Source organism: Meridianimarinicoccus zhengii, from assembly GCF_003254465.1.
Lineage (GTDB): Bacteria > Pseudomonadota > Alphaproteobacteria > Rhodobacterales > Rhodobacteraceae > Meridianimarinicoccus > Meridianimarinicoccus zhengii.
In genome coordinates this window covers 35,242-60,359 of sequence record NZ_QDFI01000022.1, presented here as the reverse complement: position 1 = coordinate 60,359, position 25,118 = coordinate 35,242, and the positions used below count along the sequence as shown (strand labels likewise).

The following is a 25,118-nucleotide window of genomic DNA, read 5'->3' as shown; positions in this document are numbered from 1 at the left end:
ATGGGCTTCGTCTTCCTCGTCTCCGCCCTCGACTGGCTCAGATGAATGCAGACACGGCCTAGCGCGTCAAGCGCATCACCACCCTGTGGCCGGGACACGGGCGCGGCGCGGGCTGCATCGTCGGCGTGGGCATCTTCCGGGTACAGGCGGTGCACGGGCATCTCCATCGACTGACAGGTTCGACCAGTCTGCGCCGGGCGCTCTGTCGCCGCGAACTCGCCAATTCCGGGGAAGCGGCGCGCTCAGACCTTGTCGAGCACCGCGCCGAACCGGGCGGCGGTATCGGCCCAATCCGGCAGGGTCACGCCGTAGCGCGCCGCGGCATCCGCCAGCGCCGCGCGGTGGGCCGGATCGTCGAGCAGCCGGGCCAGCGCGGCGGCGAAAGCGGGCACGTCGTCCACCGCCACCAGCACGCCGGCGCCTTTAGGTACGGTATCGGGCACCGCGCCCGTGCGGCAGGAAACGACGGGCAGACCGCGCACGAGCGCCTCGGCAAAGACCATGCCGTAGCCTTCGTAGCGCGTGGCGAGGGCAAAGACCGACGCCGCGGCATAGAGCGCATCCAGCGCCCCCTGCGACAGTTCCCCGGCGAAGCGGACCCGGTCCGCCAGCCCGAGATCCCGCGCGAGCCCGGCCAGTTCCCCGGCGGTGCGCCCGTCATGGTCGCGCCCCACGATCACCGCCTGCCAGTCCCGGTCGGCGATCGCGGCCAAAGCGCGGAGCAGCACGTCATGCCCCTTGCGCGGGGCGAGCAGCCCCACAGACAGGATCAGGGGCGGCGATACGGGCCGTGGCGTCGTGCCCGACCTGTCGATGCCGGGGCGCGCCACGGTCAGCCGGTCCGCGGCCACGCCGTAATCGCGCTGCAGCACGGCAGCGGTGTGCGGGCTGGGCACCAGGACATGGGCGGCCCGCGCCAAGTTCGCGGCCTCGGTCCGGGCCAGATGCGCGGCCTGTTGCGGGGGCATCCCGGTTTCCAGCGCCAGCGGGTGATGGACGAGCGCGACGATCGGCGCCGCGATCCGGTCGATGCCGGCGGGGTCGAGCGCCCCGAAGGCCAGGCCGTCCACGATCACTGGCCGGTCTGCTGGCAGCGCGGCCAGTTGCGCGAGCGCCGTTTCCATCGCCGCCGAATCGGGGAAGGGAAACCCGCCGGGCAGTTCCAGAAGCGCCATGTCACGCCCTGCCACCCGCAGGGAATCGAGCACGCGCGCGTCGTAGATCGTCCCGCCGGTGCGCGCGTCGATGCTGCCGGGCAGGGCAAGCGCCGCCTTTCGCATCACGGCGCTGCGCGTCCCGCGCGGAAAGTCGCCGGGCGGCCTCCAAACCGGCGATTCCTTGCACAACCTCTTGAACAAGCCGTGAAACCCATGTCGTGTCCGTTGCCTTTGCGTCTACACGCCTCAAGTGTCGATAAATGCACCGGGTCGGGTTGTCCACGGTGCCAGCTTGCTACGAGGTGACCATGTCCACCACCGTCTTGACCTTCGATCGCGACCGCCGCCCCGACGGCGCGGCCCTGCGCCCGCCCGCGATGGCCCGGCGCCGCGCGGTCATGCTCGCGCTCGTGGCGGCGACCTGTGCGGTGCTGTTCGCGGGCATGCTGCGGCTGATGGGCTATGGCGGGCTGGTCCGGACCGAGATCGTGATGCTCGTGCCCTTCGTGCTGACGCTTCCGTGGCTCGCCATCGGGTTCTGGAACGCGGTGATCGGGCTGGTGCTGACCCTCCGCCATGCCGATCCGGCCGTGGCCGTCACGCCGCAACTGGCCCGCGTGACGGGGTCGGAACCGATCACGACACGCACCGCCATCGTCATGCCCGTGCGCAACGAGAGCGCGGAGGCGGCGCTGGCCCGGCTGGAACAGGTGCAGCGTGCCCTGTGGCGCACCGCCCACGGCACGCGTTTCGATTTTCATGTGCTGAGCGATACGAGCGACCCGGCCATCGCCGCGCGCGAGGAACGCAGCGTCGCCGCGTGGCGCGCGCGCGCGCCCGGCGTGCAGGTCTTCTATCGGCGCCGGTCCGAAAATACCGGGTTCAAGGCGGGCAACATCGCGGAATTCGTGCGCCGCTGCCGGGACGATTACGATTTCTTCCTGCCGCTCGACGCCGACAGCGTCATGGGGGCCGAGGCCGTGCTGCGGCTGGTGCGCGTCATGCAGGCCAGCCCCGAGGCGGGCATGCTGCAAGGGTTGGTCGTGGGCACGCCCGCGCGCAGCCTGTTCACCCGCGCGTTCCAGTTCGGGATGCGCCACGGGATGCGGTCCTTTACGCTGGGCTCGGCCTGGTGGCAGGGGGATTGCGGGCCGAACTGGGGCCATAACGTGCTGATCCGCATGGCGCCGTTCCACGACCACTGCCTGCTGGAACCGATCCCGGGGCGCGGCGTGCTGGCCGGCGACATCATGAGCCACGACCAGGTGGAGGCGGTGCTGATGCGCCGCGCGGGGTTCGAGACCCGCGTGCTGGCCGACGAGGACGATAGCTTCGAGGACAACCCCCCGTCCCTGCCCGATTTCATCGCGCGCGAACTGCGCTGGTGCAACGGCAACATGCAGTACCTGCGGCTGCTCGCTCTGCCGGGGCTGAAGCCGCTGAGCCGGGTCCAGTTGGCGCTTGCGGTGCTGATGTATGTCAGCCCTGCGGCGTGGTTCGCCTTCATGCTGATCGGGGCGGGCCTTGCCGGCACGGGGCAGCAATTCGCCGATGTGCCGCTGGCCGAAGGGCTGGCGTTCTTCGCGGCCGTGATGGCGCTGAACCTTGCGCCCAAGGCGATGGGACTGGCGCAGGTGCTGGTCAGCCGTGCCGAAGCGGCGCGCTATGGCGGCCGGGGCCGGGTCGTTCTGGGTGCGGCGGCAGAAACCGTGTTCTCGATGCTGATCGCACCCGCGGTGGCCTTTGCCATCACGCTTGGCGTGGTACGGCTGGCCATGGGGCGGCGCATGGCGTGGGACGCACAGTCGCGCGACCGCGACCGGCTGCGCTGGTCCGAGGCTGCGCGTTCGCTCTGGCCGCAGACCGTTGCCGGGGTGTCGCTGACCGTTTGGCTGGTCGCCACCGCGCCATGGGCGATGTGGTTCGCCCTGCCCGTCCTGGCAGCGCTGGTGCTGGCGGTGCCGGTCGCGGTGCTGACAACATGGCCGCGGGCCGGGGCATGGACGGCACAGACCGGACTGTTCGCCATCCCGGAGGAACGCGACAGCCGGGACGGCGGTACCCGGCCGCGCACGGGGCGGCAATTGCGCCGCGCCGCATGAAACACTGACAGGAGGAAACACCATGACGTTCAAGACGACCCTCGGGCGGCCCCGGAACGCCGCCGCGCTCGTGCTGGTGCTGGGTGCGGCACCCATGGCCGCGCAGGCCGAGATGACGCGCTATGAACTGGACCCCCAACACACCGTGGTCGCGTTCATGGTCGACCATGTCGGCTATGCCAAGGTGCTGGGCCAGTTCACCGAGGTGAGCGGACATTTCATGTACGATGCCGAAACGCAGGAGCTAGGCGAGGTTCGTGTCAGCGTGCCCATCGCCAGCGTGGAAACCTTCATCGATGCGCGCGACCAGCACATCATGAGTGAGGATTTCCTTTGGGCCGACGAGCAGCCCGAGATGGTGTTCACCGCCGAGGGCGGCGAGCCGGAGACCGACACGACCGGCACGGTAACCGGCACATTGGGGCTGCGCGGGGCCGAGGCGCCGCTGACCCTAGACGTCACGTTGAACAAGGTCGCCGAATACCCGTTCGGGCATGGCAAGGAGACCGTGGGCATCTCGGCGCGCGGCAGCGTACTGCGCAGCGATTTCGGCAGCACCTATGCGTTGGGGGGCGGTATCGTCGGCGACCAGGTCGACATCATCATCGAGGCGGAGGCGCTCGCCGCCGAATGACCGTCCGCGCCCGCGCCGCCGCGTTCACGGCATCGGCGCGGGCGCCTGCCCCTGCACGGACGGCGCGGCCCCGTCCGTGACGCGGGCCAGCAGGTCGACGCCCTGCCCTGCCCAGAAATGCAGCAGGTCGATGAAGACCCAGTTTTCGGCCAGCCTGTCGCCATTGCGGCGATAGATGTCGATGACCCGGAATTCCCCGGACCGCCCCGTGCCGGGCATGCCCATGAAGCCGCCCGTGGGCCGCGCGGTGAAGTTGGGCCAGCCGAAGAAGCCACCGAAAAGGCCCTCCGCCACGCGCGCGACATGGGACGTGGACGAGCGGTCGGCAAAGCTCGACCGGAACGGGCGGGCATGCTGTGCCGCGTAACGCGCGATCGTGTAGGTCGCGCCGATGCCTTCGGGCCCCCACCACAGCATGTCGGGCGCCCAGGTGCGGGCCAGTTCGTCCTCCAGCGGCAGGCCGGACCGCCACTGCCCCAGATCGGCGATCATCCGGGCTATGAGGTCCATGGTCGCGTCGCCCTCTGCCGGCGGTTGGGGGTCCAGCAACCGCCCGTCATGGCCCGCCGGACCCGGCTGCACCAGGTGCGCGCCCGTCTGCGCCGCGAATGCGGGCTGGCCCGCCTGCGCCATCATATGCGGCAGATCGAAGAACATGGCGGTGTCCGTCACGATGCCGTCCGCGACGCGGTCGAAACTCGCGTAGCGCAGGAAGGTCAGCTTTCCCGTCGGGCGTAGCCCCAGCCATGGTGCGTCGAACAGGCCCATCAGGTGGCCCATCGACACGACCCAGACCCCGTCGTCGCCCGCGAGTCGATTCGTGCCCGCGAAGAAGATGTCCTCGCGCCGCCGCATGTGCCGCAGGGCGTCGTGCAGCGGCAGCCAGAACCGCGCGGCGACGGTTTCTGCCCCATGCAACTCGCCGAACGGATGGTAGCCGCGCCAGAGATATGCGGGGCCGGTGCGCGCCGCGAGTTCCCGAGCGAGATCAATGCCCCGGCATGTGTCCAGCGCTTCGTGAAGAGCGCGCACGATCTGCTTGGCATATTGAAGGTCGGTCATGGGCCGCGAAACCTTTTTGCATGCGTATGCAAAAATAGCTTGCCCCGTGCCGCGAACCGCGTCTAGCGTCTTTTTCATCCCGGGGTTGCGGGTGTCGCGAGGCGGAAAGGAATGGCCCATGGCCGAGATCCAGTTGCGCAATGTCTCCAAGCGCTGGGGCGGTTTCGTGGGCGTCCAGAAATTCGACCTGACCATTCCAGACCGCGAATTCCTTGTGCTGCTTGGGCCGTCGGGCTGCGGCAAGACGACGACGATGCGGATGATCGCCGGGCTGGAAGACCCGACCGAAGGCGAGATCTCCATCGGCGGGCGCGTGGTCAACGATCTGGAACCCAAGGACCGGGATGTCGCCATGGTGTTCCAGAGCTACGCACTTTACCCCAACATGAACGTCTATGAAAACATCCGCTTCCCGCTACGGGTGCGCGGGATCGACCCGTCGGGCCATGACGAAAAGGTGCGCCGCGCCTCCGCCATGGTGGAACTGGACGATTTCCTGCACCGCAAGCCTGCGGAGCTGTCGGGCGGGCAGCGGCAACGGGTGGCGCTGGCCCGCGCCATCGTGCGCGAACCCAACGTGTTCCTGATGGACGAACCGCTGTCGAACCTCGACGCCAAGCTGCGCGTGTCCACCCGCGCGCAGATCAAGAACCTCAGCCACGAGTTATCGGTCACGACGATCTACGTCACCCATGACCAGATCGAGGCGATGACGCTGGCCGACAGGGTCGTGGTCATGAACAAGGGCGTCGTGCAACAGGTCGGCACGCCCACCGACATCTACGACCGCCCCGCCAACGCCTTCGTCGCCAGCTTCATCGGCAACCCGGCCATGAACCTGATCGAAGGGCAGATGGCGGGCGGCGTGTTCACCGCGCAGAACACCCGGATCGCCGGGCTGTCCGGGCCGGACGGGCCGGTGACGCTGGGCTTCCGGGCCGAGGACGCCACGGTCGGCGCGGGCGGCGACGGCGATGGCGCTGGCGGCGCGATCACCGGGCCGATCTACACGCTGGAACTGCTGGGCGATGCCACCATGGTCGCCCTGCGCATCGGCGGCGCGCTCGTGAGCGCCAAGACCGACAAGACCTATCGCGCCGAGATCGGCGACCCGGTGTCGATCCGCATCACGCCCGATCACTGCCACCTGTTCGACACCGCCACCGGGGCGCGGGTCGGCGACTGACGCAACAACCGAAAGACCGGGCCACGCCCGCTGGGCTGCCCAGACAGATAACAGGGAGAGACCGACATGAAGCTGGGACCGATCCTTCTCGCCGCGGGGTTCGCGGCCACCGCCCAGGGTGCCGCCGCTTGCGAGATCACCGCGCGCGTCAGCATCATCGGCAACGAGTTTCCCGCGATCCAGACCGTGGGCGCGGGTGCGCAGGCCTGCACCGGGGCGGAGGTGCGCACGAACCTGACCGCTGATCACCAGCAGATCAACCTGCCCGGCATGCAGGGCAACCCGGCCGAATACACATCGGCCGTGATCGCCAACTCGTCCATCGTGGCGCTGATGAACGCGGACGTGATCCGCCCGCTCGACGATCTGGTGGAAAAGCACGGCGCGGGACTCCTGCGTAACCAGCTTATCACCATCGACGGGCAGGTCATGGCCGTGGCCTTCATGGCCAACGCCCAGCACCTTGTCTATCGCGCGGATGTGCTCGAACATGTCGGTCTGGAACCGCCGTCAAGCTATGAAGAGATGCTCGAAGCGGCGGAGGCGATCCGTTCCGCCGGTATCATGGACCACCCGATCGGCGGCGCCTATGCCGCGGGCTGGAACCTCGCACAGGAATTCGTCAACATGCATCTCGGCTTTGGCGGGCAGTTCTTCGTGCCCGGCAGCGCCGAGCCGTCGGTGAATTCCGAGGCGGGCGTGAACGCGCTGGAGATGATGAAGGCGCTGTCGGAATACATGAACCCCGATTTCCTGACCCATGACAGCAACGCCACCAACGCGGAATTCCGCGCGGGCAACGTGGCGCTGATGAACATGTGGGGCTCGCGCGCCGCCACCCTGCCCACGGCCGAGGGCGTGCCCCCCGAGGTCGCCGCCGGGTTCGCCATCGGCGGCCCCCTGACCGTGGGCGGCGGGGACATTCCAGCTTCGACGCTGTGGTGGGATGGCTGGACCGTGGCGAAGAACATCCCGGACGCAGAGGCCGAGTCGACATTCATCGCGCTGATGCACGGCATCCGCCCCGAGATCCTCGACGATCAGGAGGTCGCCACGCAGGCTGTCTGGCTGATCGAAGGATATGAACCCACCCCCGCCGCCGAAGGCGTTTTTGATGCCGCGCAAGCGGGCACCGCGCCCTACCCGATGCTGCCCTACATGGGACTGATGCACACGGCACTGGGGGCGGAGCTGGACGATTTCATGCAGGGCCGCGAAAGCGCCGAACAGGCGCTGGCGGACGTGGAGGCGGCCTATCGCGCCGCAGCCCGCGAAGCAGGCTACCTGCAGTAGATCCCGCTGCGGGGCGCCCTGCGCCCCGTCCGTCCCGCCCGATGGCGGCCCAGGCCGCCGGACCGCCCGCCCCGGAGCGCGCCATGAAACACCGCACGTTCTTCTGGTTCTTCCTGCCCACCGGTTTGGCGATGCTGCTGTTCATCGCCGCCCCGATCGTGTCCGTGGTGCTGCAATCGGTGCACACCCCGCACGAGGCCGTGCTGATCGAGGTTGAAAACTGCGGGCCCTTCGGGTGCACCACGGAAACCATCATCGACCAGGAAGCCACGGCGGAGATCCGGGCCGAGCGTCCGCTGGGCCGCTTCGTGGGCTGGGACATCTATCTCGACCGCGGGCATCTCGCGGTGGCCGAAGTGGGCGCGCTCTGGTCGGAAACCGACAGCATCAGCGCGTTCGTCTCGGGGCTGGGCAACCTGCCCTTCTACCGGGCGATGGCCTTCACGCTGACCTACACCTTCGCCTGCACGCCGCTTCTGATCGCGCTGGGGCTGGTGATCGCGCTGGCGGTCAACGCGCTCAATCGGCGGCTCAAGGGGCTGGTGATCTTCTTCTCGCTCCTGCCGATGATCGTCACGCCGCTGGTCGGCTCGCTCATCCTGTTCTGGATGGTGGACAGCCGCGGCATCATCGGCAACTTCCTGCAATGGCTGGCGAACGATCCCGACCTGTCGCTCAAGGCGTCCACGCCGCTGACATGGGTCATGCTGATCGTCTATGGCGTGTGGCATTCGGCGCCCTTCGCCTTCGTCGTGTTTTACGCCGGGCTGCAGACCCTGCCGAAGGACCAGATCGAGGCCGCGCAGATCGACGGTGCCTCGCGCTGGGATCAGGTGCGGTTTGTCGTGATCCCGCATCTCATGCCGCTCGTGACCTTCGTGGCGTTGATCCAGCTGATGGACAATTTCCGGATGTTCGAACCCATCGTCGGGTTCAACGCCGCGGCGCACGCCACGTCGCTGTCCTGGATCATCTTCAACGATCTTGGCGGCGAAACGCGGCAACTCTCGGCCGCCGCCGCCACCTCGGTCATCACCATCGTGGGTGTGGCGATCCTGCTGTCGCCGGTGCTCGTGCGCACGTGGCGCGATTTCCGGAGCAAGACCTGATGGCATCCAAGGCACAGACCCCGCCCCTTGCGCTGCGCGCCGCGACCTACGGCTTCGTGGCGGTGTGGCTGACGCTCGCGGCGTTTCCCTTCCTCTGGACGCTTTGGGGGTCGTTCAAGGTCGAGCTGGATTTCTTCTCGATCACCAACTGGACCGACGCGCTGACCGGCCCGCGCACGCAGGAGACCCATGGCAGCGCCTTCACCGGCGCGGGATACGAAGGCGCATGGGTGCAGGAGGAATTCTGGCGCGCGGCCATCAACACCTTCATCGTGTGTTTCTTCGTGGTGTGCACGTCTTTGACCATCGGCACGCTAGGCGGCTACGCGCTGTCGCGGTCGGGCTTTCGCTACACATTCTGGCTGCTGATCACGGCACTGATCTTTCGCGCGATGCCCCCGATCACGCTGGTCGCGGGCTACATGCTGCCCTTCTTCGAATGGAACGTCTGGGGCATATTGCCCACGACCATCATCGTGCTGGTCGCGATCAACCAGCCCTTCACGCTGTGGATGCTGCACAGTTTCTTCCAGAACATCCCCAAGGAACTGGACGAAAGCGCCAAGGTGGACGGCTGCACCCAGTTCCAGGCGTTCCGGCACGTGATCGTGCCGGTGATGTGGCCGGGGGTCATCACCACGGGGCTGTTCAGCTTCCTGCTGGCCTATAACGACTTCGCGGTGACCTCGATGCTGCTGTCGGAAAGCAACCGCACGATGGTGCCGGAAATCGCGGCGTTTCTCGGGACGACCTACACGGAGGGCAACGTGATGTTCGCCGTCGCCGCGGTGGTGTCGGCCACGGCACCGCTGTTCGTGCTCGTGATGGTGTTCCAGCGCCAGATCGTCAGCGGCCTGACCGCGGGCGCGGTCAAAGGCTGATCGCAGACGACATCTTCAGACTCAAGGGGCCGGGATCATGGCAATCGAACATCTCAAGCGCGGCAAACCCGATGCGGAGCGGGCGGAGGATGATGCGAAGGTCCGCGCGACGGTCGAGGCCACGCTGGCGGATATCGAGGCGCGCGGCGACGCTGCCGTGCGGGATCTCAGCGCGAAGTTCGACGGCTACACCCCCGAACGGTTCCGCCTGAGCCCGTCCGAGATCGAGGCCGCGATGCAGAAGGTGTCGGCCCGCGACATGGCCGATATCCGCTTCGCGCAGGACCAGATCCGCCGCTTCGCGCAGGCGCAGCGCGCCTCCATGACCGATATCGAGGTCGAAACGCTTCCCGGCGTCATCCTCGGGCATCGCAACATCCCCGTGCAATCCGTGGGCTGCTACGTGCCGGGCGGCAAGTTTCCCATGGTCGCCTCGGCGCATATGTCGGTGCTGACGGCGTCGGTGGCGGGGGTGCCGCGGATCGTCGCCTCGGCCCCGCCGGTGAAGGGCGAACCGCATCCGGCCATCGTCGCCGCCATGCACATGGGCGGCGCGCATGAAATCCTGTGTCTCGGCGGTATACAGGCGGTGGGGGCCATGGCCATCGGGACGGAAACCATCGACCCGGTGCACATGCTCGTGGGCCCCGGCAACGCCTTCGTGGCCGAGGCCAAGCGCCAGTTGTTCGGGCGTGTCGGGATCGACCTGTTCGCCGGGCCGACCGAAACCATGGTGATCGCGGACGACACCGTGGATGCGGAAATCTGCGCCACCGACCTCTTGGGTCAGGCCGAGCATGGCTACAACTCCCCCGCGTGTCTCATCACCAACTCGCGCAAACTGGCCGAGGGCACGCTGGCCGAGATCGACCGGCTGCTCGCCATCCTGCCCACAGCCGACACGGCGTCGGTGTCCTGGCGCGATTATGGCGACGTGATCCTGTGCGACAGCCACGACGAGATGCTGCGTGTCGCCAACGACATGGCCTATGAACACGTGCAGGTCATGACGGACCGGGACGACTGGTATCTCGACCACATGCACAGCTACGGCGCGCTGTTCCTCGGGCCGCGCACCAACGTGGCCAACGGCGACAAGGTGATCGGCACGAACCACACGCTGCCCACGAAAAAGGCCGGGCGCTACACCGGCGGGCTGTGGGTGGGCAAGTTCCTCAAGACCCATTCCTATCAGAAGGTGCTGACCGATGCGGCGGCGGCGGAGATCGGTGCCTATGGCTCGCGGCTCTGCATGCTCGAAGGGTTCGTCGGCCATGCCGAGCAGTGTAATGTCCGCGTGCGCCGCTATGGCGGCCGAAACGTGGCCTATGGTGCGGCGGCGCAGCCGGTGGAGGCCGCGGAGTGACCATCGACGCGGCCATCGCCCCGGCGGACCTGAAACGCAGCCTCGTTCCGTTCCGCGCAGCCCTTGCTTCGGGGCAGCCCGCCGCCGCGCGTGACGCGGTGATCGCGGCCGTCGCCCCCGATGCGGTGCTGCACCTGTGCCACCCGTTCGGCCACGTGACCGGGGGCGCGGGGTTCTGGGACGCGGCTCTCGGGCCGCTCGCGGACGCCATGCCCGACCTGGAACGGCGCGACATGATCGTTATGGCGGGGCGCACGCCCGAAGGCGCCGACTGGGTCGGGTGTATGGGCAATTACATGGGCACCTTCGCCGGGCCGTTCCTCGGCATCCCGCCGACGGGGCACCTCGCACATATGCGCTACCACGAGTTCTACCGGATCGAGGACGACCGCATCGCCGAGGCGCAGATCATCTGGGACATTCCCGAACTGATGATGCAGGCGGGCGCATGGCCCATGGTGCCGCAACTGGGCGCGTTCCTGTGCACGCCCGCGCCGATGTCGGGCGACGGGCTGGCCGTTTCGGGCGACGGGGCGGCGGCGCTGGCCCACGTGCAGGCGATGCTGACCGACCTCTGCCGCCATCCCGCCGACCCGGACCCCGCCGTGATGCGGCTCGACCGCTACTGGCACCCGGCCTGCCTGTGGTATGGACCCGCCGGCATCGGCACCGCGCGGGGCATCGCGGGCTTCCGCAACTGGCACCAGATCCCCTTCCTGCGCGCCATGCCCGACCGGCGGCTCGACAGCGGTGCTGATCTTGGGTCGCATTGGGTGGCCGCGGGGGATTACGTCTGCGAAACCGGCTGGCCCAACATGCGGCTCACGCTCAGCCATGACGGCTGGCTCGGCATCGCCCCGGCCGGGCGGGAGATCACGCTCCGCAGCCTCGATTTCTGGCGGCTGGAGGGCGGGCTGATTCGCGAAAACTGGGTTCTGGTGGACCTGCTGGACGCGCATCGGCAGACGGGCGTCGACGTGCTGGCGCGGATGCGCGAGATGACCAAGGCGCGGGTGCCCGTTCGCGCGCCTTTCCCCGTGGGAGAGCGCTGACATGACGACCGACACCCTGCCCAGCACCCCGTCCTTCCGGCTGGATGGCAAGCGCGCGCTGGTGGCGGGCGCGTCGTCAGGCATCGGGCTCGCGTGCGCCACGGCACTGGCCGAAGCGGGGGCGGCGGTGACCCTGTCCGCCCGGCGGGCCGAGGCGCTGACGGAACTGGCGGACCAGATGACCGCGCGGGGCTGGGACGCGAACGCGCTGCCGCTCGACATCGCGGATGCGGACGCGACGGCGGCGGCAGTGGCCGATGCCGGGCCGTTCGACATCCTCCTGAACGCCGCGGGGCTTGCGCGGCATGGCCCGGCGCGGGAAACGACTCCGGCGGATTTCGACGCCGTCATGGGCATCAACCTGCGCGGCGCGTATTTCCTGGCACAAGCCGTGGCGCGCGGTCTGTTGGCGGCGGGACGGCCCGGGTCGCTCATCACCATCTCGTCGCAGATGGGCCATGTAGGCGGCGTCGACCGGGCCACATATTGCGCGTCGAAGCACGCCGTCGAGGGCATGACCAAGGCCATGGCGATCGAATGGGGCCCTTCGCAGATCCGCGTGAACACGATCTGCCCGACCTTCGTGCTGACCGATCTGACGCGCCCCACTTTCGACGACCCGGACAAGCGCAAATGGATCGAAAGCAAGATCAAGCTCGGACGCGCGGGCGAGGTCGAGGACATCATGGGTGCCGCGGTCTGGCTCGCTTCGGACGCGGCGGCTCTGGTGACGGGCACGGCGCTGATGATCGACGGGGGCTGGACGGCGGGCTGATGGGCGGGGTCAAGGTCACATCGGCCGAGGTCGCGGCCCGCGCAGGCGTCAGCCAGTCGGCGGTCAGCCGTGTCTTCACGCCCGGCGCATCGGCATCGCGCAAGACCATCGAAAAGGTGCGCCGCGCGGCGGAGGAGCTGGGCTACCGCCCCAACGTGCTCGCGCGCGCCATGGTATCGGGGCGCAGCCGGATCATCGGGCTGGTGGTCGCCTATCTCGAGAACCAGTTCTACCCGGTGGCCCTGGAACGGCTGTCGCTGGCGCTGCAGGATCGTGGTTACCGGATCCTCATCTTCACCACGCCAAACTCCACCGACGGCGTGGATGCGGTGATGGAGGACCTGATGGATTACCAGGTGGACGGGATCGTCGCGGCGTCCGTGTCGCTCGGCTCGGACCTCGCGGCGCGGGCGCAGGCGGCGGGCGTGCCCGTGGTGCTGTTCAACCGCGGGCAGGATCTGCCGTCCTGTTCTGCCGTCACCTCGGCCAACCGCGCCGGGGGGCGCAAGGTCGCCGAGTTCCTGATTGCGGGCGGACACCGGCGCATCGCCCATATCGCGGGCTGGCAGGGCAGCTCCACCGGCCAGGACCGGCAAGCCGGGTTCCTGGATGCGATGGATGCGGCAGGGCTTGCGCCGCTCGCGGTGATGGACGGCATGTACAGCCGCGAGGCGGCGATGGGCTGTGCCCGCGAGCTTCTGGATGCAAATGTTTGTCCTGACGCGATTTTCGTCGGAAACGACCATATGGCCTTCGCCGTGATCGACGCGCTGCGCGCTGCCGGGCTGGTGCCGGGGCGGGACATATCCGTTGTCGGTTACGACGATGTGCCGCTGGCAGCGTGGGGCGCCTATGACCTGACCACCCTGCGCCAGCCGCTAAACCGGATGATCGCCGCGACGGTCGACACGCTTCTGGACCAGATCGACGACCCCGACCGCGCGCCGCAGCGGATCGAGATCGACGGCCCGCTGATCCTGCGCGGCTCCGCCCGCGTGCCTGAAGGATGGACATCATGAAAGGTTTCGACCCGAAATTCGCCGATTTCTCCGACTACATCCTGCGCGTGACCCGCGAGATCTGGGAGGATCGGGGGATCGCCACCCTGCACGATTACTATGCGCCCGACATCGTCGTGCGGACGCCCGGCGGGATCACCCATGGCAATGGCGGGGTGATCGCGGCGACCATGGCGACGCTGGCCGAGTTTCCCGACCGGACGCTGCTGGGGGAGGACGTGATCTGGTCGGGCACGCCCGAGGACGGGATGCTGTCGTCGCACCGCATCCTGTCCACCGCGACCCATACCGGCGAAGGCGTTTACGGTCCCGCGACGGGGCGGCGGCTGACCTATCGCATCCTCGCGGACTGTCACGCGAAGGACAACCGCATCGACGACGAATGGCTGATCCGCGACCAGGGCGCCATCGTGCGCCAGATGGGATGGACGCCGCAGGACTACGCCCGTGACCTGATCACACGCGAGGGCGGACCCGGCGCCTGCACGCCGACCTTCGCCCCGGCCATCGACCAGCCCGGCCCATATGCCGGCGGCGGCAACGACAACGCATGGGGCGGGCGGCTGGCGGATCTTCTGACACGCATCATGAGGGCCGACATGGCCGCGATCCCGACAGTCTACGACCGCGCGGCGCATCTGGAATATCCCGGCGGGGTCACCGGGCACGGGCACGATGCGGCGGACCGGTTCTGGATGGGGCTGCGCGCCGCCTTCCCGTCGGCGGCGTTCGCGATCCATCACCGTATCGGGCGCGACGACCCCTACATGCCGCCGCGCGCCGCCATCCGCTGGAGCCTGACCGGCACCCATGACGGCTGGGGCCGTTTCGGTGCGCCCACGGGCGCGCCGGTGCACGTGATGGGCATCACGCATGGGGAATTCGGGCGGCTGGGGAGCGGCCCAGTCCTTCTACGGCGCGAATGGACGTTGTTCGATGAAACAGCGATCTGGAAGCAGATCCTCATGCATACGGGCGCCGTGTGATGGCCCGCCGTCTGACGCACAGCGAAGTCGCGCGGCGGTTCCACGCCCACCGCGCGAGCCTGCGTGCGCAGCGGCTGAACCTGCGACCGCCAGGGGCGGCGCTGGCCTCAGCTTCGCCCTTCAACTGCATGACAATAATGGTAATCCAATGACATCCCACGATCTGACAGATCGCATCGTCCGCTACGGTGAGCTGCGGCCCTGCAAGACCGCGTTCATCGACGCCCACACGCCCGGCAGCGACAAGAAGGAGAATTTCACCATCATCGGCGGCGGCGTCTCAGAAAGCCCCGACCAGCATGTCCACATCGCGATCCCCCATGGGTTCAACATCGGCGCGGCGGGCCAGCCGCCCCATTGCCGCAACAGCCTGCACAGCCACCGCACGGCCGAGGTATTCTTCGTGCTGTCCGGCCGCTGGCGGTTCTTCTGGGGCCGCTGGGGCGATGCCGGGTCGGTCGTGCTGGAGGAAGGCGACATCTTCAACATCCCGACCGGCATCTTTCGTGGGTTCGAGAATATCGGCACCGACTACGGGATGATCATGGCGATCCTCGGCGGCGACGACGCGGGCGGCGGCGTGATCTGGGCGCCGCAGGTGATCGAGGACGCGCGCGACCATGGTCTCGTGCTGTCCGAACAGGGGCGGCTTTATGACACGAAGAAGGGCCAGCAACTCCCTGACGGTGTTGGCCCCATGCCGGTCCCGAGCGATGCCGAACTGGCCGCGTTCCCCGAACCCGTGGCGGCGGAGGTGATCCCGAACCATGTCGCGCGCTACTGGGACATGGCGGCAATGGCCGACCCCGACCCGGTGAAGGTCATCGGCGCCGACGGGCTGCTGCCGGACCGCCCCGGCTTCGAGGTGCATCTGGTCACGCGGGCGTCCGCCAGCGATGCACCGCACCGCCACGACCGGCCTTCGGTCCTGATGCCGGTGCGCGGGCATTGGCGCGTGACGTGGGATGGCGGCACGACGATCCTCGCGCCCGGCGACACGATGAGCGTGCCCGAGGGGGTCGAACACGCGGCCGTTCCGTCGATGTCGGGCGAGGCGGCACTTTACCATGTGGTTGGCACCGCCGATCCTGCCGGACCCACGTGGCGCGGCTGATCCCAGCGACGAAGGAGAAGACATGCCCGTTCTGACGACCCATGTGGGCAGCCTGCCCCGCAGCCAGCCGGTGGTCGATTTCCTTTTCGCGCGCGAGCGCGGAGAGGATTACGACCCCGCCGCCTTCGCCGCATGCATGGCCGAGGCCGTGTCCGATACCGTCGCCCGACAGAAGGCGGCGGGCATCCATATCGTGTCGGACGGCGAGACGTCCAAGATAAGCTATGCCACCTATGTCAAGGATCGGTATGAAGGATTCGGCGGCGACAGCCCGCGCAACGCGCCCGCCGACCTGAAGCTTTTTCCCGGTTTCCTCAAGCGGCTGGCAGAAAGCGGCGGAACCCCGAAATACGCCCGTCCACAATGCGTGGGCGACGTGCGCCCCAAGGGCGGCGGCGAGCTGGAGGCGGATATCGCCAACCTGAAGGTCGCCATGCAAGACCATGGAATCCCGCACGGTTTCATGAACGCGGCCTCGCCCGGCGTGATCGCGCTTTTTCTGCCCAACGCCCATTACAAGACCCGGGAGGCGTATCTCGCGGCGCTCGCCAACGCGATGAAGGCGGAATACGCGGCCATCGTTGCGGCGGGGCTGGATCTGCAACTCGACTGCCCGGATCTGGCGCTGTCGCGGCACATGCTGTTCTCGGATCTGTCAGATGCCGAATTCGTCCGCATCGCCGCGTCCCATGTGGAGGCACTGAACCACGCGCTGGAGGGCATCCCTGCGGAGCGCGTGCGCATCCATATCTGCTGGGGCAACTACGAAGGTCCGCATGTCTGCGACATTCCGATGGCGACCATGTTCGACACGCTTATGCAGGCGCGGGCGCGGTATGTGCTGTTCGAGACCTCGAACCCCCGGCACGGCCACGAATGGGCCGTGTTCCGCGACCGAAAAGCCGACATTCCCGACGATAAGGTGCTGGTGCCCGGCGTCGTGGACACCACGACGAATTTCGTGGAGCATCCGGATCTCGTGGCGCAGCGCTTGCAGCGTTTCGTCGATATCGTCGGCGCGGATCGGGTGATCGCGGGCAGCGATTGCGGCTTCGGCACCTTCGCGGGCTTCGGCGCAGTCGACCCGGACATCGCCTACGCCAAGCTTGCCGCCATGGCCGAGGGCGCGGCGCGGGTGGGATGACCCTGCCGCTTGTCCTTCTGCCGGGCATGATGTGCGATGCGCGCCTGTTCACGCCGCAACTTGCGGTGCTGTCACGCAACCGCGCCGTGATCGTGGCGCCGGTGACAGGGTCCGACACCATGGCCGCGCTGGCGCGGGACGTGCTGGCAATGGCGCCCCCGCGTTTCGCCATGGCGGGCCTGTCCATGGGCGGGATCGTGGCGATGGAGGTCGCGCGACAGGCGCCGGAACGGGTTGCCGGACTGGCGCTGATGGACACCAACCCACAGGCCGAGGCCCCGGAGGTCCGCGCACGTCGCGGGCCGCAGATCGACCGGGTGCGCGCTGGCGGGCTGGAAACGGTCATGCGCGACGAGATGAAACCGAACTACCTCGCGGACGGCCCCGGGCGGGCGGCGATTCTCGATCTGTGCATGGACATGGCGCTGGGTTTGGGGCCGGAGGTGTTCGTGCGCCAGTCCGTTGCCCTGCGCGACCGGCCCGACCAGACCGGCACGCTGCGCGGGCTGGACATCCCGGCGCTCGTGCTGTGCGGGCGCGACGACGCGCTCTGCCCTTTGGCGCGCCACGAACTGATGCACGACCTCATGCCGCGGTCCCGGCTCGTGGTGATCGACGACGCGGGACACCTGCCCACATTAGAACAACCCGACGCGACCGGCGCAGCCCTCGCGCGCTGGCTGGAGGAGACCGACCATGGCACCGCTTGACGACGACCTGCTCGCGCTCTTGCGAAAGGTGGACACGCCGACCGTGTGCAACGCCATCGAGGTGGTGGAGGGCAAGCGCGGTTTCGACGCCTTCACCCGCGGCACCGTGCTGTGCAGCGATCCGGCGGCAGGGGCCATCGTCGGCTTCGCGCGCACCGCCCGCATAGCCGCCGCCGCGCCGCCAACCGAACCGCCCGAAGTGATCCGCGCGCGGCGCATGGACTATTACCGCCACATGGCGACCGGCCCGCGGCCCGCCCTTGCCGTGGTCGAGGACGTGGACGGCACGGCGGCCATCGGGGCCTTCTGGGGCGAGATCAACACGACCGTGCACAAGGGCTTGGGCCTGTTGGGCGCGCTGACCAACGGGGTGATGCGCGACCTGGGCGACCTGCCCGACGGGTTCCCGGTCATCGCCGGATCGATCGGCCCCAGCCACGGATTCGTGCATGTGCGTGACGTGGGCGCTGGCGCGACGGTCTTCGGGCTCTCGGTGGCCGACGGCGATCTGGTCCACGCCGACCGGCACGGGGCGCTGGTGATACCGCTCGCCTGCCTGGATCGATTGGCAGACGCGATCCACAAGCTGCTGGCGACGGAACGGCTGATCCTCGACCCGGCCCGTGCGCCCGGTTTCGATTTCGCACGCTTCGAAGCGGCATGGAACGCGTTCGAGGCCGCCCGCACCTGAACGCACGGCAACAGTGCGCCCATGTCGGCTTTGCGATGGGTCGCATCGATGCTACGGTCTTCTTTTCAAGGAGAGGTTGAAGATGCCGCAGCTCGGGACACGCACCACATCGGGGCGCGCGCTTGCGCCGACCTGCCTCGTGTCCATGCCGCTGTTCGCGGGGGTCGACCCGGACACGCTGAGCCGGATCGCCGCGGACTGTACCGAACAGTCCTTCGACGAAGGGCGGATCGTGGTCGAACAGGGCGAAAGCTCCCGCGATGTCTACATGATGCTGTCGGGCCGTGCGATCGGCATGATGCTGACCGAGGCCGGACGCCAGGTGTCCTTCATGGAATTCGGGCCGCTTGCCTATTTCGGAGAGCTTGCCGCGCTGGACGGCAGCCCCCGGTCGATCACCGTGTCGGTCACGGAACCGAGCCGTGTGGCCCGCCTGCCCCACGCGGCCTTCACGAGCTGGATGGACCGCGAACCGCAGATCCTCCGCAACATCGCCATCGAACTTTCGGCTCGCAATCGCGCGTTGAACGAACGGGTCGTCGGGCTGATCGTGCATGATGTGGAAACCCGCGTGCGGATGCTGCTGATGCGGCTGGCGCAGGAACGCGAACAGCTCAAGCCTGGCGGCGAAATTCAGCCCGCCCCGACGCACGAAGCGATGGCCGCCTTCGTCGGCGCCAACAGGGAAGCCGTCAGCCGCGTCATCGCGCGCCTCGGCAAGAGCGGCGTGATCAGCGCTCGCCGCCAGAAGGTCACCATAGAAAACGTGGCGGGGCTTCTGGAAGGAATCTGACCGCCCGGTGCGGCAGCGCCACCGAGGTGCCACGCCCGTTTCGACGGCATGCACCGCCCGGGCGTCATCAAGACACTGATTTGTGCTTTCATACTGACGCGTTTGCTCTATCTGCCCTGACAGTTTACGCGGAGGCATCGGCTTGCGACATCTCATTCTTTCCGCCGTATTTCTGTACGCCGCGACTGCGATCGGCGCGCACGCGCAGGATGGCCCGGCGGCCGTGACCATCGATACCGTCGAACGGCGATCCGTATCCGAAACCGTGTCGATCTTCGGACAGGTCGTCGCGACACACGAAAGCGACGTTGCAATGCGCGTGGCCGGGGTCGTGTCCGAGATCGGCGTCTATGTCGGCACGCAGCTTGACGAAGGCGACATGCTGGCGGTGCTCGACCGCGAGTTGCTTGAACTGGAACTGCGCAGCAAGCGCGCGGCACTGGCCGAGGCGGAAGCGGGGGTCGAGGTCGCGCAGGCCGGACTGACCCTTGCAGAGCGCGGTTTTGCGCGGGTCGAAGGGTTGCGCGGCACCTCCGCATTTTCCCAGGGCCAGTACGACGACCGCGAAAGCGCCGTGGCGCAGGCCCGCGGCAGTCTCGCCCAGGCGCAGGCGCGGCTGATGAACGCGCAGGTGGCCGCCGACCGCGCGGCCTATGACCTGGAACGTTCCGTGCTGCGCGCGCCGTTTTCCGGCACTGTGCTGCAGGTCATGGTGGACCCGGGCGAATACGTGCAGGTCGGCGCACCCGTGGCCCGCGTGGTGAACATAGACGATCTGGAGATCGAAGCGAACGTTCCCGCCGAATACATCCAGGCACTGGCACCGGGGATGGAACTGCGCGGCGTGCGCGCCGATGGCGCCCCCCTGCCGCTGACCGTGCGCGCCGTGCTGCCGACCGAGTTCAGCGCAACCCGGACCCGGCCCGTGCGCCTGACCGGCGACATGGGCGCGCTCGACGGGCGGGTGGCGGTGGGCCAGACCCTGACGCTGGAAGTGCCCCGCGACGTGCCGCGCGACGTGCTGCTGGTGCCGAAGGACGCAGTGATGCAGGCCCGCGGCGCGTGGTCGGTCTTCGTCCACGAAGACGGCAAGGCCGTCCCGCGGGAGATCACGCTCGGCGACAGTTTCGGCGACCGGTTCGAGGTGCTGTCGGGCCTTGCCGCGGGCGACGAGGTCGTGGTGCGTGGCAACGAACGGCTGCGCCCGATGCAGGAGATTGCCCCGCAGCCCATCAGCGCCAACGGCGGCCCGCAGGACACCCCGGACGCGCAGGAACGGCTGGGGACCAACTGACCCGTCGGCCGACACAACCAGCCTCACCCCGGAGCGCATCATGAACCCGATCCGCCTGTCCATCGAACGCCCCGTCGCCATCATGGCGGTCGTGGTCATGGCCGTGATGTTCGGCGCGCTCGCATTGAGCCGCATTCCGGTGCAGCTTGCGCCCGACGTGCGCAAACCGGTGGTCGTGGTCAAGACCGCATGGCCCGGCGCCGCGCCCATCGAGGTGGAGCGCGAAATCGTCAACCCGCAGGAAGAGGCGCTGCGCGGGATCGGCGGGCTCGACATCATGACGTCGCGCGCGCAGACGGGCGAGGCGGAGGTCACGCTTGAATTCGCGGTCGGCACGGACATGACCGAAACGCTGCTGCTGGTCTCCAACCGGCTCGATCGCGTGGGCGGCTATCCCGAGGAAGCGGGCGAACCGACGCTGGAAACCTCGGGCGCGGATGACAGCGCCATCGCGTGGATTACCGTGACCCGCGAACCGGGTGTGACCACGCCGATGCCGCAATTCGGCGATTTCATGGAGGACGTGGTCAAGGAACGGCTGGAGCGGGTGCCCGGCGTGTCCGCCGTCAACGTGTTCGGCGGCGTCAGCCGCGAATTGCAGATCGTGGTGCGGCCCGACGACATGGCGCGCTATGGCCTGACCATCCCCGAAATCGTCAGCCTGTTGCGCAGCGAGAACATCACCCTGTCGGCGGGCGATGTGGACGAGGGCAAGCGTCGCTACGTCGTGCGCGCGGAAGGCAGTCTGAACACTGTCGACGCGGTGCGTAACGTGGTGCTGCGCTCCGAGGGCGGCGAGACCCTGACCGGCCCGCGCGGACGGCTGCGGCTGGGCGACGTGGCCGATGTGCGCTTCGGCTACAAGGAACCCTCGGCGCGCATCCGGTTCAAGGGCGAGCCCGCCATGGCGGTGAACGTCGTTCGCGAAACCGGCGCCAACGTGATCGAAACCATGGCCGAGATCCGCGTCGTGCTGGCGGAGCTTGCCGATGGGCCCGTCGCGGCCGAGGGCTTGCGCATGCAGCAGGTCTATGACGAAACGGTCTATATCGAAGGCGCCATTGACCTCGTGGTGCAGAACATCTGGATCGGCGGGCTGCTCGCGGCCTGTGTTCTGCTGCTGTTCCTGCGCAGCCCGGCGGCGACGCTCGTGGTCAGCCTGGCGATCCCGGTGTCCATCGTGGCGACCTTCGTGGCCATGGCCGCGACGGGGCGCACGCTGAACGTGATCTCGCTGGCGGGCATCGCCTTTGCCGTGGGCATGATCGTGGACGCGGCCATCGTCGTGCTGGAAAACATCTACCGCCTGCGCGAGACCGGCATGAACCGCCGCGAGGCCGCGTATCACGGCGCGCGGCAGGTCTGGGGCGCGATCCTCGTGTCCGCACTGACCACGGTGATGGTATTCATCCCGATCCTCGTGATGGAGCTTGAGGCCGGGCAGTTGTTCCGCGACATCGCCGTGGCGATTTCCGTGTCGGTGCTGTTGTCGCTGGCGGTGGCGGTAACGGTGATCCCCGCGCTCGCCTCGCGGCTGCTGCGCGGGGGCGAGGCGGGGCAGAAACCCCTGCGCCTGCCGGTGATCGACCACTTCGGCGCCGCGTTCAAGGCGGCCGTGATGGCCTATACGCGCATGACGGTGCGGTACCGCGCCGTGGGTCTTGCGATGGTGGCGGTCATCGCGGGCGGGGCAGGCACGGCAGCCTGGATGGCCCTGCCCAAGCTGGAATACCTGCCCGAGGGCAACCGAAACCTCGTGTTCGGGCTGATGATCCCGCCGCCGGGTTACAATCTCGACACGACGGAAACCATCGCGCAACGGATCGAGGACACGGCCCGCCCCTTGTGGGAAGCCGCGCCCGAACCGGCCACGGCGGATGGCCAACCCAGCATCGACAGCTTCTTCTTCGTGGCCCTGCCCGGCAACAGTTTCGTCGGCGCCGCGGCGGTGGATGGCGAGCGGGTGGGAGAGCTGATCCCGCTCCTGTCCCGGCCGATCTTCGCCGAGCCGGGCACCTTCGGCTTCATGACACAGCCGTCGCTGTTCGGGCGCGGCGTCGGCGGGGGGCGCACGATCGAACTGAACGTGTCAGGACAGAACCTTGACGAGATCCTTGGCGTGGCCGGCCAGGCCGCGGGCATGATCGCGGGGCTGATGCCCCGGTCCGAGGGTCACCAGTTCCGCCCCATTCCGGGACTGGAACTGGGTGCGCCGGAGGTGCGGGTCATCCCGGACCGGGTGCGGCTGTCCGATGCCGGTGTCGGCACGGCGGATATCGCCGCGACGGTGGACGCGTTCAACGACGGGCTGCGCGTGGCGGAAATCACCATCGGCGCGCAACGGCGGGACCTGACGCTGATGGGCGCGGACCAGCCGGGACGGCGCACGCAGGACGTGGCGAGCTTTCCCATCGTCACGCCATCGGGCCAGATCGTGCCTCTGGGCGCGCTGGCCGAGGTACGTGTGACCGCGGGTCCGACCGAGATCCGCCACCGCGACCGGCTGCGCACGATCACGCTGGAGGTGCGGCCCTCGCCCGCCCTGCCGCTGGAATCGGCGGTCGAACTGCTTCAGGCCGAGGTGATCTCGCCGCTGGAGGCGCAGGGCCTGCCCAACGGCGTGCGCCTGACGGTATCGGGCACCGCCGACCAGCTCAGCCAGACTTGGGACGCGATCCAGATCAACCTCGCGGTGGCGATGGTGATCGTCTTCCTCGTCATGGCGGTGCTGTTCGAGTCGTTCATCCTTCCGCTGGTCATCATGATCTCGGTGCCCGTGGCGGCGGCGGGCGGCGTGGGGGGGCTTGCGCTGCTGAACACATTCCAGACCCAGCCGCTGGACATGCTGACGCTTCTGGGCTTCGTGATCCTCGTGGGGATCGTGGTCAACAATGCGATCCTGATCGTGCACCAGTCGCTCTATCACCTGCGCGAAGACGGCATGACCCCCGTGGACGCGATCGAGGAGGCGACGCGCAACCGCATTCGCCCGATCTTCATGTCGACGCTCACCAGCGTCTGCGGAATGCTGCCGCTGGTGGTGTTCCCCGGCGCGGGGTCGGAGCTGTACCGCGGGTTGGGGGCTGTCGTCGTGGGCGGTCTGTCCATGTCGGCCTTCCTGACCCTGCTGACCGTCCCCCCGCTGCTGCGTCTGTGCCTCGTCGCGCCGGTGACGGAGGACGCGGCACAGGGCGCCGGAACGGTGGCGGCGCCAGCGGAATAGGCGCGCCCACCCTCTGAAACCGCCGGGTGCGATCCGGTTGGAGAGCGGATCGGGGCGATCAGGGCAGCCCGCGCTTCACGGGCGACCGGGGCGAATGGGTCCCGTGACCCCGGTAAGCCAGTCGCATCGGCCCGCGGCCTGCGGATCCGGTTGGCGCGTTCTTACATGCCCGGACCTAGTCGGCACGATGCACGGCCAGCCCGTCGATCCGCGCATCGATGTCCCCCAGCATGGCGGCATAGGCCGGGCTGTCCACCCCGCCGAACTGCGCGCGGAACTGCGCTTCGGTCAGGCCCGACGGCAGTCCATGGATCGGCGGCGCGATCGCCGACTCGTCCGTGATCCGCCCGGCCAGCGCCGCAAGCCCCTCTGGCGCGACTGCCACCGCCCGGTCGAACAGCCTTATCCCCGCCCGGTCGAAGGCAAGATCATCGAAGGAGTAACCGCTTCCGCCGTCGCGTCCGGCATCCAGCAGCTCTTTCGCCTCGCCGATGCCGAAGGAAACGCCGCCACTGCCCAGTGCGGCAAGCGCGGCCGACAGCGTGAAATGCTGCCGCAGATCGCGGCGCCCGTCGAGGGTCGTGCCGGTGCAGGCGGAGCCCCCGCCGCCGTCGCTGATCGGGCCGGTGATGGCTTCCACGATCCGCAGGTCCCCGCAATGGGCACCCAGTGCCACGAAGGCCGCGCGAAGATCGGTGGCGGCATCCTGCGGCGTGGCATGGTCCGCGGCCGCGACCTGCGCCACGACGAAACGCACCCATGGCAGTGCCGATCCTTCGGCGGGCAGCGTCCCGGCGGCGGCGGCCGCGCGCAGGGCCGCGAAATGCCGCCGCGTGGCTTCCATGTCGCCCGTGCCGACCATGCCCCGCACGGCGCCGCTCAACCGTTCCAGCATGGAGGGGCCGCCGCCGGGTCCGGCAGCGAGGATCAGTTCCGCCCGCCCCGGCGCGGTGTCGAGACCGGCAATGGCATCAAGCATCATGCTGCCGATGCTGTCGCCGCTCATCACGTCCAGAAACCTCCGCACCGCCGACACGGCCAGCCCCGGCGGCAGATCCATCCGTCCCAGCCGAAGGGCGACGATGTCGAGCCCGGACGCGGACGGCGCCGCATGGGCCGTCACGTTGATCCAGCCCAGGTCCGGCAGGCCCGGAACCTGCCCGGACACGGCGACCTTCACCCCCGTCGCGTCGATCCGGGTCTGCCCGCGGAGCGGGCGCGCGACATGGGCCACGGCGGCGAGGGCGCTGTTCAATTCCGCCTCGGTCGCCGCAAAGCGCAGCTTGCCATCCGCACCGGCCGGACCGGCGAGCGTGGCGCGCGCCCGCGATGCAAGCCCCTTGGCCTGCGCCGCCATCCGGGGATCGAGCGTGGCGGTCGCGGGCAACACGGGCGCGCGTTCCAGTGCAGCGGCGGCGAAAAGAACGGGTGCTGCGATCAGCAACAGGATCACGACACGAAAGAGAATGCGGCGCATCACGGGGTCCCCAAGGCTCTTGCCGCTCAAATCAACTGCGCGGCGCCAAG

The 25,118-nt window shown here is 68.4% G+C and carries 21 protein-coding genes; 18 read left to right on the top strand and 3 right to left on the bottom strand.

The features are described 5' to 3' along the window. Nucleotides 1-242: 242 nt before the first annotated feature. Nucleotides 243-1,280, bottom strand: a complete 1,038-nt coding sequence (locus tag DDE13_RS09380; RefSeq protein ID WP_111403744.1) for a glycosyltransferase family 4 protein — start codon at nucleotides 1,278-1,280, stop codon at nucleotides 243-245. Between the two features lie 185 nt (nucleotides 1,281-1,465). On the opposite strand from DDE13_RS09380, the gene mdoH reads away from it, so the two are divergent. Then, a complete protein-coding gene (gene mdoH, locus DDE13_RS09375) occupies nucleotides 1,466-3,259 on the top strand; it encodes a glucans biosynthesis glucosyltransferase MdoH (RefSeq protein ID WP_111403739.1) in 1,794 nt (597 codons plus the stop codon). Nucleotides 3,260-3,281: 22 nt separating this feature from the next. Continuing rightward, complete coding sequence (locus DDE13_RS09370) at nucleotides 3,282-3,893, top strand: YceI family protein (protein ID WP_235868651.1); 612 nt, start codon at nucleotides 3,282-3,284, stop codon at nucleotides 3,891-3,893. 24 nt (nucleotides 3,894-3,917) lie between these two features. Here the strand turns inward: DDE13_RS09370 and DDE13_RS09365 are convergent, their stop codons facing one another. Then, nucleotides 3,918-4,955: an ester cyclase gene (locus DDE13_RS09365; RefSeq protein WP_111403738.1), complete on the bottom strand. Its 1,038-nt coding sequence runs from the start codon at nucleotides 4,953-4,955 to the stop codon at nucleotides 3,918-3,920. 118 nt (nucleotides 4,956-5,073) lie between these two features. Here DDE13_RS09365 and DDE13_RS09360 point away from each other — a divergent pair, with 118 nt between their 5' ends. The 16 genes from DDE13_RS09360 to DDE13_RS09285 all read left to right on the top strand — a co-directional run bounded on the left by DDE13_RS09360 (nucleotide 5,074) and on the right by DDE13_RS09285 (nucleotide 23,591). Beyond that, complete coding sequence (locus DDE13_RS09360) at nucleotides 5,074-6,141, top strand: ABC transporter ATP-binding protein (RefSeq protein WP_111403737.1); 1,068 nt, start codon at nucleotides 5,074-5,076, stop codon at nucleotides 6,139-6,141. A gap of 66 nt (nucleotides 6,142-6,207) precedes the next feature. Beyond that, nucleotides 6,208-7,434 carry an ABC transporter substrate-binding protein gene (locus tag DDE13_RS09355; protein WP_111403736.1) on the top strand — a complete coding sequence of 409 codons (1,227 nt, stop codon included), beginning with the start codon at nucleotides 6,208-6,210 and terminating at the stop codon, nucleotides 7,432-7,434. Between the two features lie 83 nt (nucleotides 7,435-7,517). Next, nucleotides 7,518-8,543 carry a carbohydrate ABC transporter permease gene (locus DDE13_RS09350; RefSeq protein ID WP_111403734.1) on the top strand — a complete coding sequence of 342 codons (1,026 nt, stop codon included), beginning with the start codon at nucleotides 7,518-7,520 and terminating at the stop codon, nucleotides 8,541-8,543. Continuing rightward, nucleotides 8,543-9,424, top strand: a complete 882-nt coding sequence (locus tag DDE13_RS09345) for a carbohydrate ABC transporter permease (RefSeq protein ID WP_111403733.1) — start codon at nucleotides 8,543-8,545, stop codon at nucleotides 9,422-9,424. Before DDE13_RS09350 ends, DDE13_RS09345 begins: the two co-directional genes overlap by 1 nt. A 37-nt stretch (nucleotides 9,425-9,461) precedes the next feature. After that, on the top strand, nucleotides 9,462-10,790 hold the full coding sequence (gene hisD, locus DDE13_RS09340) for a histidinol dehydrogenase (protein WP_111403731.1): 1,329 nt from the start codon (nucleotides 9,462-9,464) through the stop codon (nucleotides 10,788-10,790). After that, nucleotides 10,787-11,842: an ester cyclase gene (locus tag DDE13_RS09335; RefSeq protein ID WP_235868650.1), complete on the top strand. Its 1,056-nt coding sequence runs from the start codon at nucleotides 10,787-10,789 to the stop codon at nucleotides 11,840-11,842. The genes hisD and DDE13_RS09335 overlap by 4 nt, the downstream gene beginning before the upstream one ends. Nucleotide 11,843: 1 nt before the next feature. Continuing rightward, a complete protein-coding gene (locus tag DDE13_RS09330; RefSeq protein WP_111403729.1) occupies nucleotides 11,844-12,617 on the top strand; it encodes an SDR family NAD(P)-dependent oxidoreductase in 774 nt (257 codons plus the stop codon). Then, nucleotides 12,617-13,636, top strand: a complete 1,020-nt coding sequence (locus DDE13_RS09325) for a LacI family DNA-binding transcriptional regulator (protein WP_111403727.1) — start codon at nucleotides 12,617-12,619, stop codon at nucleotides 13,634-13,636. The genes DDE13_RS09330 and DDE13_RS09325 overlap by 1 nt, the downstream gene beginning before the upstream one ends. Continuing rightward, complete coding sequence (locus DDE13_RS09320; RefSeq protein ID WP_111403741.1) at nucleotides 13,633-14,622, top strand: ester cyclase; 990 nt, start codon at nucleotides 13,633-13,635, stop codon at nucleotides 14,620-14,622. The genes DDE13_RS09325 and DDE13_RS09320 overlap by 4 nt, the downstream gene beginning before the upstream one ends. Before the next feature lie 148 nt (nucleotides 14,623-14,770). After that, complete coding sequence (locus DDE13_RS09315) at nucleotides 14,771-15,736, top strand: cupin domain-containing protein (RefSeq protein ID WP_111403725.1); 966 nt, start codon at nucleotides 14,771-14,773, stop codon at nucleotides 15,734-15,736. Nucleotides 15,737-15,758: 22 nt separating this feature from the next. After that, nucleotides 15,759-16,880, top strand: coding sequence for a cobalamin-independent methionine synthase II family protein (locus DDE13_RS09310; protein ID WP_111403723.1), 1,122 nt, complete (start codon nucleotides 15,759-15,761; stop codon nucleotides 16,878-16,880). After that, the gene (locus tag DDE13_RS09305) at nucleotides 16,877-17,590 is read left to right on the top strand and encodes an alpha/beta fold hydrolase (RefSeq protein WP_111403721.1); all 714 of its coding nucleotides are present in this window, start codon (nucleotides 16,877-16,879) and stop codon (nucleotides 17,588-17,590) included. Before DDE13_RS09310 ends, DDE13_RS09305 begins: the two co-directional genes overlap by 4 nt. Further along, nucleotides 17,577-18,281, top strand: a complete 705-nt coding sequence (locus DDE13_RS09300) for an RraA family protein (protein ID WP_111403719.1) — start codon at nucleotides 17,577-17,579, stop codon at nucleotides 18,279-18,281. Before DDE13_RS09305 ends, DDE13_RS09300 begins: the two co-directional genes overlap by 14 nt. Before the next feature lie 82 nt (nucleotides 18,282-18,363). Next, a complete protein-coding gene (locus DDE13_RS09295) occupies nucleotides 18,364-19,074 on the top strand; it encodes a Crp/Fnr family transcriptional regulator (protein WP_111403718.1) in 711 nt (236 codons plus the stop codon). A 223-nt stretch (nucleotides 19,075-19,297) separates the two neighbouring features. Beyond that, entirely contained in the window at nucleotides 19,298-20,368 is a 1,071-nt protein-coding gene (locus DDE13_RS09290) for an efflux RND transporter periplasmic adaptor subunit (protein WP_162630925.1), read from the top strand. A 40-nt stretch (nucleotides 20,369-20,408) separates the two neighbouring features. Next, nucleotides 20,409-23,591, top strand: coding sequence for an efflux RND transporter permease subunit (locus DDE13_RS09285; RefSeq protein ID WP_111403715.1), 3,183 nt, complete (start codon nucleotides 20,409-20,411; stop codon nucleotides 23,589-23,591). 175 nt (nucleotides 23,592-23,766) lie between these two features. On the opposite strand, the gene DDE13_RS09280 is transcribed toward DDE13_RS09285, so the two are convergent. Next, nucleotides 23,767-25,068 carry a hypothetical protein gene (locus DDE13_RS09280; protein ID WP_111403713.1) on the bottom strand — a complete coding sequence of 434 codons (1,302 nt, stop codon included), beginning with the start codon at nucleotides 25,066-25,068 and terminating at the stop codon, nucleotides 23,767-23,769. Nucleotides 25,069-25,118 lie beyond the last annotated feature (50 nt).